The organism is Pseudomonas graminis (genome assembly GCF_900111735.1).
In the GTDB taxonomy this organism is placed as follows: Bacteria; Pseudomonadota; Gammaproteobacteria; order Pseudomonadales; family Pseudomonadaceae; genus Aquipseudomonas; species Aquipseudomonas graminis.
This window is the reverse complement of sequence record NZ_FOHW01000009.1, coordinates 48,051-61,657: the sequence shown is the minus strand read 5'-3', so window position 1 is coordinate 61,657 and position 13,607 is coordinate 48,051. Positions and strand designations below refer to the sequence as shown.

At 62.5% G+C, this 13,607-nt stretch carries 8 protein-coding genes; 4 read left to right on the top strand and 4 right to left on the bottom strand.

Annotated features, from left to right (window positions below; translation table 11 throughout):
• Positions 1-4 precede the first annotated feature (4 nt).
• Entirely contained in the window at positions 5-5,083 is a 5,079-nt protein-coding gene (locus BMY98_RS09155) for an RHS repeat domain-containing protein (RefSeq protein WP_074887686.1), read from the top strand.
• Positions 5,084-5,280: 197 nt separating this feature from the next.
• A complete protein-coding gene (locus BMY98_RS09150) occupies positions 5,281-6,228 on the top strand; it encodes a VTT domain-containing protein (RefSeq protein WP_074887683.1) in 948 nt (315 codons plus the stop codon).
• A 45-nt stretch (positions 6,229-6,273) separates the two neighbouring features.
• Here the strand turns inward: BMY98_RS09150 and hemB are convergent, their stop codons facing one another.
• On the bottom strand, positions 6,274-7,248 hold the full coding sequence (hemB, locus tag BMY98_RS09145) for a porphobilinogen synthase (RefSeq protein ID WP_074887680.1): 975 nt from the start codon (positions 7,246-7,248) through the stop codon (positions 6,274-6,276).
• Positions 7,249-7,495: 247 nt separating this feature from the next.
• On the opposite strand from hemB, the gene BMY98_RS09140 reads away from it, so the two are divergent.
• Positions 7,496-8,740 (top strand): MFS transporter, encoded by a 1,245-nt coding sequence (locus BMY98_RS09140; protein WP_074887924.1) that lies wholly within the window; start codon positions 7,496-7,498, stop codon positions 8,738-8,740.
• 9 nt (positions 8,741-8,749) lie between these two features.
• Here BMY98_RS09140 and BMY98_RS09135 read toward each other — a convergent pair whose 3' ends face one another.
• Positions 8,750-9,283, bottom strand: coding sequence for a GNAT family N-acetyltransferase (locus tag BMY98_RS09135; protein ID WP_074887677.1), 534 nt, complete (start codon positions 9,281-9,283; stop codon positions 8,750-8,752).
• A gap of 183 nt (positions 9,284-9,466) precedes the next feature.
• Here BMY98_RS09135 and BMY98_RS09130 point away from each other — a divergent pair, with 183 nt between their 5' ends.
• A complete protein-coding gene (locus tag BMY98_RS09130; protein WP_074887674.1) occupies positions 9,467-10,405 on the top strand; it encodes a class I SAM-dependent methyltransferase in 939 nt (312 codons plus the stop codon).
• A 286-nt stretch (positions 10,406-10,691) separates the two neighbouring features.
• On the opposite strand, the gene BMY98_RS09125 is transcribed toward BMY98_RS09130, so the two are convergent.
• Both BMY98_RS09125 and BMY98_RS09120 read right to left on the bottom strand, forming a co-directional pair.
• Positions 10,692-12,311 carry a methyl-accepting chemotaxis protein gene (locus BMY98_RS09125; protein ID WP_074887671.1) on the bottom strand — a complete coding sequence of 540 codons (1,620 nt, stop codon included), beginning with the start codon at positions 12,309-12,311 and terminating at the stop codon, positions 10,692-10,694.
• A 267-nt stretch (positions 12,312-12,578) separates the two neighbouring features.
• Positions 12,579-13,415 (bottom strand): IclR family transcriptional regulator, encoded by an 837-nt coding sequence (locus BMY98_RS09120; RefSeq protein WP_074887669.1) that lies wholly within the window; start codon positions 13,413-13,415, stop codon positions 12,579-12,581.
• Positions 13,416-13,607: the final 192 nt, after the last annotated feature.

The following is a 13,607-nucleotide window of genomic DNA, read 5'->3' as shown; positions in this document are numbered from 1 at the left end:
AGTCATGGACACATTCCCCGACTCGGCGCTGTCGCGTCTGCAAAATGGTACCGGCCTCTATTCTCAAGCGGGCAACTTCTTCAGCCATGTCAGTACGGGTGTTGATCCTCGTACGGGCCAGTTCACATTGGCCCTGGCCCTGCCCATAGGCGCGGCGAATAACCTCGCCGGGCCGTCGATCTCGGCAACCTTGGCCTTCAGTCCGATGGGGTCGGCCATCAATCATGGGTTTGGACGCGGCTGGAGCCTGACGCTGTCGGAATTGAACCTGGCCAGCGCTTCCTTACGGCTTTCCACCGGAGAACAGTTCAGCGTCGATACGGCCGAATCGGACTTTACCGACGGCGGCGAACTGGCCTTCTTTGATCGCAAGCTTCAGAGCTTCCGGGTCATCACCCAAGGTGCCGAAGGCAACGAGTTTCGCATCGAGTATAAGTCCGGAGACGTCGAGATTCTCCGGATCCATGAGCGCACAAGCATTGCAGTGCCGGTGCAGGTGCGCTCCCCGGAGGGGCGCTGCCTGTTCCTGCAATGGCTGTCGTCCGGCAGCGGCGACGGCCCCGCGCTCTATGAGATATCCGATGAGAGCAGGGTTTTACTCCGGATCACGCCCGAACCCGGCTTAATCGTCGTTGAGACCAATCCTGACTCGTCCGTCGCGTCGAACATCACTTTAATCCTTGCTGGGGACCGTCTGGCGCTGGTGGTGCTGCCCGATCCGGAGCAGAGCCAGTGGCAAGTGAATTACGATGAAATCGACGGGTTACTGTTTCCCTCCGAGATCAAAGGGCCGCTTGGTAGCGTCGACAGCATTTTGTACGCGAGCGGCCAGCAAGGACACCAATTGCCGCCGGGGGCCCCGCTCGCCTCGATACCACGGGCCGTCTCGTGGGTACACAGCGCTGGTGCAGGTACGCAAGCCTTATACAGAAGCTACGAATGGATCGGAGAGCAGAATTTTCTGGGCTACGGTGCTGACTTACCGGCCGGATGGGAGGACGGCAAGGACAATCTCTACCAGCTCAACCAGACGTACGACTACGGCGTGATCGAACGTCTGTCCGACGAATACGGCACCGACCTTGGGGTCGTGACCCGCTGGTGGAACCGTTTCCACCTGCAGACCGAGGAGACCACTGCCTGCCGAGGCACAGTCGTCCGGGTGCTGACCGAGTATGGAGACATCCCAGATCTGTACTGGGACGCTCAACCCGCGTGGTGTCAATTGCCGGTGAAGGTCACCACCGAATACGAAGACACCACCCGGCCGACCATCAGCGCCAGACAGGAGGTGACCGAGACACGCTACGACGAACACGGCAACATTCTGTACTTCCGCGATGCCAACGGCGTTATTGAAACCCGTGAATATTATCCGGTCGGCGGCGCAGAGGGCTGCCCACCCGACCCGCTGGGTTTCGTGCGTTGGACCTGTGAGTACACCGTCACCCCGGCACACATGGAAGACGGCACGTCCGGTGGCGCGCCCACCCTCGCCACCACCTACCGCTATGCCCTGATCCCGTCGTTACTGACCGACGCACCCGACCACGTGGCCGTGCACGAAGAACACATCGCGCAGGTCATGCCCGAAGGCCTTGCAGAAGCCGGCTCCACGATCCAGACCTTCATCACCGATTACGGCGTCGACCACGGTCGTCCATTGAGCTCTGTTTCGACACTCAACGGTTTCAGCACGGTAACCGACTACGCCTACGAACTCAGCGAAGACCGGCTGACCATTCAGACAATCGTAACCGGGCATGAGGGCAATGCGGAAAACCGCGTTACTGAATACAGCGCGCGATCGATATTCACCGGTCTGACCCTCATGGAAACGGATCAGGACGGCGTCGTCGAGACGTTTGATTACGACCTGCTGGGCCGTGTTGTTCGCAAGGTGGTAGCGCCATGTTCAGAGAATGAGGTCACGTTGACCTGCAACTATCAGTTGATTGGCCTGGAACGCGCGCTGGGGGTCGAGGTTGAAGAAACCGACGCTGCCGGCGTCCGCAGCCGCCTGTCGCTGGACGGGGACGGTCGGGTCCTGCGTACCGAGATCGAGGATGTGGACTGCGCGCCGGGGACTTTCCGGGAGGTGTCGAGCACCCGGTACGATGCCTTGGGCCGAGCGGTCAAGGAAACCCTCAGCGACTGGATGCCGGGAGATAAAGATCCGCACAGCCTCGTCACCACCTATGAGTACGACGGTTGGGGCACGCGCACGTCCACATCCCGACCCGATGGCACCGTCGAGCACGTCCTTTATGACCCGGTTTGCCTAATGACCAAGCAGTGGCTGTGCGGCGCGGACGGATGGCAAACCGCGCCTACACACACATGGTCGAATGTCTCCGGCAGCGTGACGAAGACCGAGCAATACGACCTGGGCGGCCGCCTGGTGTCGTGCCGCGAGCTGTCACGCGACGGGCTTGACCGGATCATTAAACAGTGCGACATCGTACCGGCGCAGGCGCCGATCATTGCCCTCACCCGGTACGACCTGCATGGCCGCATCATCAGCCGGACGCTGCCCGACGAGACCGTCGTGAGCTGGTCCTATGCGGCACACAGCGACGATGCCCACCCCGTATCTGTCGAAGTGGCCGCCGTAGGCGCCGCGCCGGTGGCCGTCGGCACGCAGACCTTCGACGGTCTGGGCCGTCAGCGCAGCATCGAAAGCGGCGGGCGAATGCGGACCTTGCAGTATGTTCCCGAGCTTCTCCCGCCAGCGTCGCAAATCACTGCGCGCGGCGACCTGATCGAATACACCTACGAATCGACCCTGAACAATCTTCTGTCAACCGTCACCCAAGGCTCCGATCGTTCGACCTTCACCTACAACCCTCACCACGCGCAGTTGTGCACAGCCTCCGGCGACATGGGCGAAATGGAGACTTTGTACACGCCTTCCGGCAAGCCGCAGACCCAGACATGGAAAGTAAACGGAGAAAACCACATCAACCGGTGGCGGTATTCCCTGCGCGGCCGGCTGCTGGGCGTCTCCGATGTGTCCGGCGCGGAAGAAACGCTCAGGTACGACGACAAAGGGCGTCTGATCCGGCAGAAAACCGATGCGGTGAGTACGATGTTCGAGTACGACAGTTTCTCGCGCTTGCACCGTGTGACGACACGGGACCTGGCCCAGGAGCGCTCCCTCACCTGCACCCTGACGTACGACGAATTTGGTCGCGAGCAAGAGCGCGAAATCGCGGTGACCTCTGCGCTGTCCCCTACGCAGCGTCGCCGCCAAACGCTGTCTTACACCCCACTGAATAAGGTGCAGAGCCGCATCTGGCGGGACGAAGACACGGTCCTCAGCGACGAAGCTTACGTCTACGACAACCTTGGCCGACTGGTCGAGTACACCGTGCAAGGGCCGGATGCTCCAACCGATCCGTTCGGCAACGTCCTGCGCCACCAGTCGTTCACACTCAACGCGCTTGATGGTTATGCGCAGGTCGTGAGTGATTACGCGGACGGATCACGTGATGTAGCGGATTTCACCTATGCGGACAAAGACCCGACGCAGATACAGGAAGTGACGCATACCCACCGAAGCTGGCCTCAACGTTTCGCACCGACGTATGACGCCCATGGCAACGTGACGCTCGATGGTCGGGGTCGGGGTCGGGCACTGACCTGGGACACGCAAAACCGCCTGGTTTCTGTCACTGACGGTCCGCGCACCTGCGAATACCGCTACAACCCATTGGGTCAAGTGGCAGAGATCGTGCTGGACGGCCAACCGGTTCAGCGTTTCTACCGGGCCGACAGGGTGGCTAACGAGCGGGACGCGCGCGGGTGGATTGGCTATATGGGCAGCGGCAGCATGGTTTTCGCGCAAACGCGGATCAGCCAGGCGGTCAGCGCCGCATCAGCCTGCAGCGCCGACAAGGTCCTGGCCGAAGACAGCGTCCTGTTACTGGGCAGCGATGCCCAGGGCTCCGTTCGTCTGGAGCTGGGGAGCACGCTGCGCGCGGCCGGCTACACCCCTCACGGCGTGCGCAGTGGTGCGGACCTCGACAGTCAGCCCGGGTTCGCCGGCGAGTGGGTCGACAGACTCACAGGCTGGTACATGCCGGGCAGTTACCGACCGTACGATCCGGTGCTGATGAGTTTCTTGAGCCCGGACAGCGATAGCCCGTTCGGCAGCGGTGGTCTGAACCCTTATGCGTATTGCGGGGGCGATCCTGTCAACAACATCGACCCTGACGGCCATGCATGGTGGCAATGGCTGATCGCAGGGGTCGGGACCGCGCTCGGGGTCGTCGCGCTCATCGCCTCGTTTGGCACAGCAGCACCCGCAATCGCCGCTTTGTGGGCAGGTGGTATGAGCGCGCTGACCGTGAGCGGCGGTCTGGCTATCGCATCGGCGGGTCTGGCGGCGGTTTCGCTCGCCACAGGCGTTGCCTCCATGACGCTGGAGGCAACGGGCGGGGATCAGAAAGCGGCGGGTATTCTGGGATGGATTTCGCTGGGCACGGGCGTCGCCTCTGCCGTCACCAGCCTTGCGCCTGCCGCTGCCAAAGCAGCCGCCCGGGCGTCACGGTCAGCGGGACGGTGGTCAAAAAGCATACAGGGTCCGCAACGAACGAAAGGGAAACTCATCTTTGAAGAGACCCGCGGCGACCATGATGTCTATATGCATGACAACCTATACGGCAGAGGAATATTGGCGTACGAAACCCATGGCGACGAGCTTGGGCGGCTAATGGATTCGTCGGGGAAAATGAGTTCGGCAGCTCGTGTCGCAACGAAAGATATCCTTCCGCAAATAAATTCGCTTGCACCGGACTATCCGGCGGACAAACCGATCCTGCTCATCGCCTGCTGGGGAGGGAGGTATGGCGCGGCGCAAAAGGTCGCCAATGTGCTGAAAAGGCCGGTCGTCAGCTTCCAGCACACCGTCGAGGTCACTACCCCGAAATTTATGGAATTTCTACGGGTAGATACCACCGACGTGCTTAGCAACAATCTCATCAAACAAGTCAGGACCAACCCATTCGTTCAATTAAAGCTGCGCCTACAGGGTGTCCCAAACAGAGCGATCGCGGGGTGGACGACTTTTTTTCCCACCTGAATCAGTCTGGTCGTTATCGGTAATCCGAGGTAGGGGGCATCGACCGCAGCGAACCGTTATCAGATCTCGGTCAATGGGCAGCATGCGGCGACTGGACGCCGTTGACCAAAGACATTCAGCGTTGACACTCAAGAACTGTTGGGCGACGGTACGGGCACCTCTTTTTTGCTCCCTGAACCTCCCGAACAGGCACCGCCATGAACGAACTGCAGCAGCTGAATGAAAGCCACGGGCTGTTGCTGGTGTTCGTCAACGTGCTGCTGGAACAGATCGGCTTGCCAGTGCCGGCGTACCCGACGCTGATCGTCACCGGGGCGCTGGCCATGCAGAGCAAGCCGCTGCTGGGCGCCGGGGTGCTGGTGGCGATGGTCGCCTGCCTGATCGCCGATGGGCTGTGGTACTGGGCGGGCAAGCGTTATGGCGGCGTGCTGCTCAAGACCATCTGCAAAATTTCCCTGTCGCAAGACACCTGCATCCGTCAGGGGCTCACCGTTTATGAACGCGTGGGGCCCAGGGCGATGCTGCTGTCGAAGTTCCTGCCCGGCTCGGGTGCGCTGGTCACCACCGTGGCCGGCATGAACGCCACGCCGATCTGGGTGTTCGTGCGTTACTCCCTGGCGGGTTCGTTTATCTGGGCGGGCTCGGCGCTGCTGTTGGGCATGCTGTTCAGTGATGCGCTGATTCCCACGCTCGACTGGTTGAGCGGCTATATACCGGTCGCCATCGTCAGCGTGCTGGCGGTGCTGGGGCTGTTCATCGGCTGGAAGTACGCCAGGCGGCGTCGCCTCAAGGCGCGCACGGCTCGAGTGCCGCGCATCACCGTTGCCGAACTGCTGGCCCTGCGCGACACCAAGGATGCGCCGGTGGTCATCGACGTGCGACCGAGTTTTCACACGGCCATCGTTGAGGGCATTCCGGGTGCGGTGTCGATCAGTCTTGAGGAACCGATTGCGCCGTGGGTCGAGCGCCTGGGGGATGTCGACATGGTCTTTTATTGCGCCTGCCCGAATGAGCTGTCGGCGGCATTGCTGGCGGAAAAGCTCCACGCCCACGGCCTGATCCGGGGCAAGGCGCTCATCGGCGGGCTGGATGCCTGGCAGGCGGCACATGCGCAGCCTGAGGCACCGGACAGATCGGCAGCGTGACGCCGGGAGCACGCGGCCCCCAGCGTCATCTTCTGCGCATGGAAATCAGATCCCGCTCAGCGCCAGGTCCATCGCAAAGTAAGTGAAGATCAGATCCGCACCCGCGCGCTTGATCGCGCCGAGGGTTTCGCGCACGACGCGGTGTTCGTCGATGGCACCGGCCTGGGCGCCGAACTTGATCATCGCGTACTCGCCGCTGACCTGGTACGCCGCCAGCGGCAGGTTCGAGGCTTCGCGGATGTCGCGGATGATGTCCAGGTAAGCACCGGCCGGTTTGACCATCAGCGCATCGGCGCCTTCGGCCTCGTCCAGCAGCGACTCGCGCAGGGCTTCACGGCGGTTCATCGGGTTCATCTGGTAGGTTTTGCGGTCGCCCTTGAGTGCCGAGCCGCCGGCTTCGCGGAACGGGCCGTACAGCGCCGAGGCGAACTTGGTTGAGTACGCCATAATCGGCGTCTGGGTGAAACCGGCGGCGTCGAGGGCGGCGCGAATCGCTTTCACCTGGCCGTCCATCGCCGCCGACGGGGCAATCACGTCAGCGCCGGCACGGGCTGCCATGACGGCCTGCTTGCCGAGGTTCTCGATAGTCGCGTCATTGTCGACATGGCCACCGTGCATCACGCCGCAATGGCCGTGGTCGGTGTATTCGCAAAAGCAGGTGTCGGACATCACGATCATTTCCGGCACGGCGGACTTGATGGTCCGCGAGATCCGCGAGACCAGGCCGTTTTCCTGCCAGGTGTCGCTGCCGGTGGCATCCAGGTGGTGGGAAACGCCGAAGGTCATTACCGACTTGATGCCGGCACGGGCGTAACGCTCGACTTCTTGGGCCAGCTTCGACTCGGGAATGCGCTGCACACCGGGCATGCTGTTGATCGGCACGAAGTCGTCGATTTCTTCTTCGACGAAGATCGGCAGCACCAGATCGTTCAGGGTGAATTCGCTCTCCTGAAACAGCGAGCGGAAGTGTTCGTTGCTGCGCAGACGGCGTGGACGGGCAGCGGGAAACAAACTGGACATGGCGGTTCCTGAGTCAAGAATATCCGGAAGATCGCCGGGCCCGGCAGGTCCGGCAATATCGATGGCGCGAAGCTTATGCCTGCGCCGCCCTTGATTCAAACGCCGCGACAAGAAAGTCCCTTACCCCGGTCGCAATAATGTGCGCAAGCCGTTTGCAGAATCCGCGTGGAGAACCAAAACAACGGCGCCGGGTCATTTAGCAATGCCGCAGCCGTTTCGCTTGCGCATCGCCAGAGTGAGGCCAACCTTGAGTAAACCATCCGATCAGCGCAACAACCGTTCTCTTGACGGTCTTAACTTCTTTCTGGCGGATGTGCGTGACGGCCTTGGGCCCTATCTCGCGATCTATTTACTGGCCGTTCATAAGTGGGATCCAGCGAGTATCGGACTGGTCATGACCCTCGCCGGCATCGCCGCGCTGATCACGCAAACGCCTGCGGGTGCGCTGATTGACCGCACCCGCAGCAAGCGATTGGTGGTGATAGTTGCAGCGTTGCTGGTCACTGCCGGTTGCCTGGTGCTGCCGTTCATCCACTCGTTCACCTGGGTGGCGATCACCCAGAGCATCAGCGCCATCGCAGGCTCGGTGTTCGCCCCGGCCATCGCCGCCATCTCCCTGGGCATCACCGGGCCCAAGGCGTTTACCCGCCGGACCGGACGCAACGAAACCTGGAATCACGCCGGCAACGCCTGCGCAGCCCTGCTGGCCGGCATCTTTTCCTGGATGTTCGGACCTATTGCAGTGTTTTACCTGATGGCGTTCATGGCGCTGGCGAGCATCGTCGCGGTCGCATTTGTCGACGCTTCGGCGATTGACCACGATGTCGCGCGCGGCTTCGACCCCGACCATGATCATGGCGATGACCAGCCCAGTGGCTGGGCGGTGTTGCTGCACAACCGACCGTTGCTGGTGTTCGCCATCTGCTGCGGGCTGTTCCACCTGGCCAACGCGGCGATGCTGCCGCTGGTGAGTCAGAAGCTGTCGCAGATCGACGTCAACCTCGCCACGCCGCTGACCTCCGCCTGCATCGTCGCCGCGCAGTTGGTGATGGTGCCGGTGGCCTGGCTGGTGGGCGCCAAAGCCGACGTCTGGGGGCGCAAGCCCTTGTTGCTGGCGGGTTTCATTTTTCTGCCGCTGCGGGGCGTGTTGTATGTCATGTCCGACAACCCTTACTGGCTGGTCGGTGTGCAATTGCTGGACGGTATTGGCGCCGGTGCGTTTGGCGCGCTGCTGCCACTGGTGGTCAAGGACCTGACGCGCGGCACCGGGCGCTTCAATATAAGCCTGGGGGCCATCTCGACGGTGTTCGGCCTGGGCGCGGCGCTGAGCAATGGCCTGGCCGGGCTGGTCGTCCGCGAGGCGGGCTACAGCGCGGCGTTTCTGACGTTGGCGGCGATTGCTGCAGTGGCCTTTGTGCTGCTGTGGCTGGCGGTGCCGGAAACCGGCGAAACCGTAGCCCATCATCAACCCGAGGGCGCGCCGGCCACCTGATCGGCAGGGCTAACGGTCGGGGGTCGTGCCAGCACCCTCGCCCAGTTCGCGCTGCATGATCACCGTGTCCAGCCAGCGGCCGTGTTTGAAGCCGACGGACTCGAAGATGCCGACCTGGCGAAAGCCCAGCCGCGCATGGAGCCGGATCGATGCAATGTTCTCACTGTTGCCGATGATCGCTACCATCTGCCGGCGGCCGCCCTCGGTGCAGTGCTGGATGACCGCCTCCAGCAACGCGTGGCCGATGCCGAAGCCGGCCATGCCCTCGCGCACGTAAACCGAATCCTCCACCGTGAAGCGATAGGCCGGGCGCGGCCGGTAGAGGGTCGCATAACCGTAGCCGAGCACTTCACCGCCGCGCTCGGCGACGAGGTAGGGCAAGCCGTTAGCGCAGATGTCGGCGCGACGCTGCAGCATTTGCTCAACGGTCGGCGGTTCCAGCTCGAAGCTGGCGGTGCCGTGAATCACGTGATGGGCGTAGATCGCCTGCACGGCGGGCATATCGGACTCGCGGGCGTCACGCAGGATCAGTTCGTCGGCCATGGCACTTCCTTTTCCGGATCAGAGTCTGGGGCACGCAGAGCTTGCCCGTGAAACAAGCGGCCTGTCCAATCCGGTATGTGGCCTTTGCCCAGGGGCTGCGCGGCACATCCAGGCTGGACGAACGTTGGCGCCGCGATTGGTCTAGAATGCCGCCCCTTCCCACTGCCGACCTGCCGCCCACCGATGAATGCCGACGCCCTCGACCTGCTCGACACCCACCTTCAGACCGCTCTCGCCGATCCGCCCGCCGAGACCCGCCGGCTGTTTCACGGTCGTGGTCGACGGTGGCCGGGGCTCGAACAACTGACCGTCGACTGGATGCAAGGCGTGGTGCTGGTGTCGTTGTTCAAAGAGCCGGCCGCCGATGAGCTGGAAGCACTGAAGCAGCGATTGTTCAGGCTGATCGAGTCACCGGCATGGCAGCAATCCCGCGCCCATACGCTGTTATTGCAGCACCGCTATCTGCCGGACAGCCACACCGAGGCGCTGCTGGGCGAGGTGCTGGAGGAATGGACGCTGACCGAGGGCGGCCTGCGCTATCTCGTGGATTTCGGCAAAAAACAGAACACCGGGCTGTTCCTCGACATGCGCTACGGCCGCGACTGGGTACGGGCCAATACGGCGGGCAAACGGGTGCTGAATCTGTTCGCCTACACCTGCGGGTTTTCGGTGGCAGCGATCAAAGGTGGCGCGGATTTTGTGGTCAATCTGGACATGTCCCGGGCGGCGCTCAGTCGCGGTCGTGACAACCATCGCTTGAATGGCCATGACCTGAGCAAGGTCACTTTTCTCGGCCATGAGCTGTTCAAGTCCTGGGGCAAGGTGAAAAGCACCGGGCCGTATGACCTGGTGATCATCGACCCGCCGTCGTTTCAGAAAGGCAGTTTTTTGCTGACCAAGGATTATCAGCGCGTGCTGCGCAAGTTGCCGGAGCTGTTGACCCCAGACGGCACGGTGCTGGCGTGCATGAACGACCCGCTGCTGGGCGCGGACTTCCTCATCGAAGGCGTGACCCGCGAAGCGCCGGGGTTGCGCTTTGAACAGCGCCTGGAAAACCCGCCCGAATTTGCCGATGCCGTGGAAGGGGGTGGGTTGAAGGCGTTGGTGTTTCGCCAAGGCTGACCGCACGGCGCGGTGGTTGAGTGGGGACTGGCTCCAGCCGGGAGTGCCGATCGTTCCCACGCTCCGCGTGGGAATGCCAAACCGGACGCTCCGCGTCCTGCATCCGCCCTCAAACAAAGCGACGCGGAGCGTCTAGGGCTGCATGCCCACGCGGAGCGTGGGAACGATCATCTTCTGCGGTATGACATCCGACGCCTTCCCGGCTAAAGCCGGTCCCACCAGGTGATCGCAGTGCATCAGTGGGACCGGCTTCAGCCGGGAATGGGCCCGTATGCGCACCCGGGTTTTACGCACTCAACCGCGAAATCACATCATTCAACCCCACCGACAACACATGCAGATCCTGGCTCGCGGTCTGGGTGCGCTGGACGTTGTCCTGGTTGGTGGTGGCGATGGCGGTGATTTCGGTCAGGTTGCGGGAGATGTCTTCGGCCACTGACGTCTGCTCTTCGGCAGCGGTAGCAATCTGGCGGTTCATGTCGCGGATGGCTTCTACGGCGCTGGTAATGCGTTCCAGCGAGGAGCCTGCCAGCGCAACCTGATCAACGCTTTCCTGGCTGCGTGCCTGACCGCTTTCGATGGCCTGGGCCGCATCCACGGCGCCGGTCTGCACCGAGCTGATAATCTGGTTGATTTCCGCCGTCGAGGCCGCGGTGCGCTGGGCCAGCGTGCGCACTTCGTCGGCAACCACCGCAAAGCCGCGTCCGGCATCGCCGGCACGGGCCGCTTCGATCGCCGCGTTCAGCGCCAGCAGGTTGGTCTGCTCGGCAATGCCGCGAATCACTTCCAGCACCTTGCCGATCCGCCCGCTGTCGGTTTCCAGACGACGAATGACGCTGGCGGTGTTGCTGATTTCGGTGCGCATCAGGGTGATCGCCGTAATCGTCGCGTCCATCACCTTGCTGCCTTCCTGAGAGCTGCGATCCGCTTCGTCAGCGGCCTGGGCTGCCTGAGCCGCATGGCGGGCGACTTCCTGGGCGGTGGCGGACATTTCGGTCATTGCCGTCGCCACCTGATCGGTGCGCTCGAACTGCTCGTGAGTGCCCTGGGCCATCAGCGCGGCAATCGCCTTCAGCTCGCTGCCGGCACTGTCCAGATCGGTGGTGCTGCGCTTGAGGCGCGTAAAGGTGTCGGCGAGGAAATCCCGCAGTGTGTTTGCGGCCACGGCCAGACGCCCCAACTCATCCTGGCGGGTGATGCTGACGCGGTCGCTGAACTTGCCCTGACTCAGTTGCGCGACGTATTCGATCAACATGCGGATCGGGCCAACGATGTTGCGGTTGACCATCCACAGCGTCAGCACGCCCACCAGTAACGCCGACGCGAGCATGACCAGCGTGCCGATGAGAATGGTCCGGTCAGCCGTGCTGCTGAGGATTTTCGATTGCTCGTCACTCTGTTTGCGCAGGCCAACCACCAGACCGGTCATCTGCTCGCTGGCGGCACGGTCAACGCCTTTCACGGCCATGTCCCCGGCCACCGGATCACCGCCGGAGGCGATGTAGGCGTCACGCCCCTTGCGGTACGCCACGCCAAGGGTGCGGTGCTCGTTGCGCAGCGCATCGACCTGGGTTTTGGTGGTCGGGTCCAGTCCGTCCATTGCACTCAGGCTGCCGAGGGTGTCCTGCACCTGACGCTCCTGATCTTCAAACTGCGCCCAGAACTTGTCCCGATCGGCCGGCTGCTTGCCGCGCAACAGCACGTTCTTCCACTCCTGCACCTGAACCTTGAATTGCAGGTTGGCCTGATCGACCAGTTGCGAAGCGTGCAAGGGCCCTTCAAGCAGACCGCGATAGGCGTGTACGTTGCTGGAAAGGAACTGGAAACACGCGAGGGCAATCAGCACGACCAGCACGAGGCTGCCGCTGAGCAGCGCGAGGATCTGCAATCTCAGGGATTTCGACATACGGGGATCTCAAAAGGGAGGACAACCTGCTCCGAGGATCACCCGGAGTTTTTTTGCGGCTTGCCACATCCCTGTGCCATCGCGTCGGAGCGGTCCGAAAACGAGGCGCCTGTACAGAGTGATTCGACCCCGCGCAGGGGTTCTTGAAGGCCGGCCCGGCAGATCCGACGAACGGCTGAGAAGCCCCAACCACAAGGCCTGCAGCCCAATCAAACGGTTGTCAAACCGTGCTGAACGTCATTCAGATGAATGTGCAGGCGGCGGCAATCATTCCCGCTGGCCGAACACCTGTGAGGGTCGGCGCAGCACCGGATCGAAGGGGTTGATCTTCTGGCTGATCGCCGTTGCCTCGCGCTTGAGCATGTCCACCACCGTGGGCATGCGGTCTGCACTGAGGCGGTCGCTGATGGTCGCCACGCTCAACGCCGCCACCGCCCGGCCATCCCGATCGAGAATCGGCACCGCCAGCCCCGCCATGCCTTCCAGCACGCCGGTATTGCGCGCGGCGTAGCCGGTCCGTCGCACCGTATCGATTTCCGAGCGCAGCATGACTTCGTCGTACAGGTGGAAATCCCGCAGGCGCGGCAGGTTGTAGCGGATCACGGTCTCGCGTTCTTCCTCCGGCAGAAACGCCAGGATGGCCAGACTGCCCTGCCCCACGCCCAGCGCCACGCGGCCGCCGATATCGCCGGTGAAGGTGCGGATCGGGTACGGCCCTTCGCTGCGGTCCAGGCACACCGCGTCGAAACCACTGCGGGCGAGCAGAAACAACGAGTCACCCAACGAGGCCGACAGGCGCAGCAAGCTCGGCCGCACCACATCACGCAGGTTGCCGGACTGCCCGGCGCGCGCCGCGAGAGCGAAAAATTCCAGGCTCAGGCGGTAACGCTTGCTGCGCAGGTCCTGCTCGACCATGCCTTCGTCCATCAGGCTGCGCAGCAAGCGGTGGGTGGTCGGTTGCGACAGCCCGATCTGCTGCGCCAGTTGCGTGACCCGCTCGCCGCCGTCCGGACAATTGCCCAGGGCACGCAACACGGCAAACAGCCGCGAGACCGCGCCAACGCCTGTTTCTTTCTCGACACCGTTCCGCTCAGTGGAATCCATTTCGCATCAGTCCTCATTTCTTTTCGCTGAATGAATGAATCTGAAAAAACTACTCACTCAGTGAAATTGATCGTTGAGCCCATCCTAGTCTTGGGCCTAGGATCGGTCCACAGGGCGATTTGAATAACAGCGGCAGCCGACATTGATCGAGCGCCAGCGTCCACAGCCACACGCAGCACTTCTCTTCGCATC

Coding starts and splice junctions, on each gene's coding strand:
- BMY98_RS09125 (WP_074887671.1), bottom strand. CDS start 12,311: ATGTCGAAATCCCTGAGATTGCAGATCCTCGCGCTGCTCAGCGGCAGC.
- BMY98_RS09130 (WP_074887674.1), top strand. CDS start 9,467: ATGAATGCCGACGCCCTCGACCTGCTCGACACCCACCTTCAGACCGCT.
- BMY98_RS09120 (WP_074887669.1), bottom strand. CDS start 13,415: ATGGATTCCACTGAGCGGAACGGTGTCGAGAAAGAAACAGGCGTTGGC.
- BMY98_RS09155 (WP_074887686.1), top strand. CDS start 5: ATGGACACATTCCCCGACTCGGCGCTGTCGCGTCTGCAAAATGGTACC.
- BMY98_RS09135 (WP_074887677.1), bottom strand. CDS start 9,283: ATGGCCGACGAACTGATCCTGCGTGACGCCCGCGAGTCCGATATGCCC.
- BMY98_RS09150 (WP_074887683.1), top strand. CDS start 5,281: ATGAACGAACTGCAGCAGCTGAATGAAAGCCACGGGCTGTTGCTGGTG.
- hemB (WP_074887680.1), bottom strand. CDS start 7,248: ATGTCCAGTTTGTTTCCCGCTGCCCGTCCACGCCGTCTGCGCAGCAAC.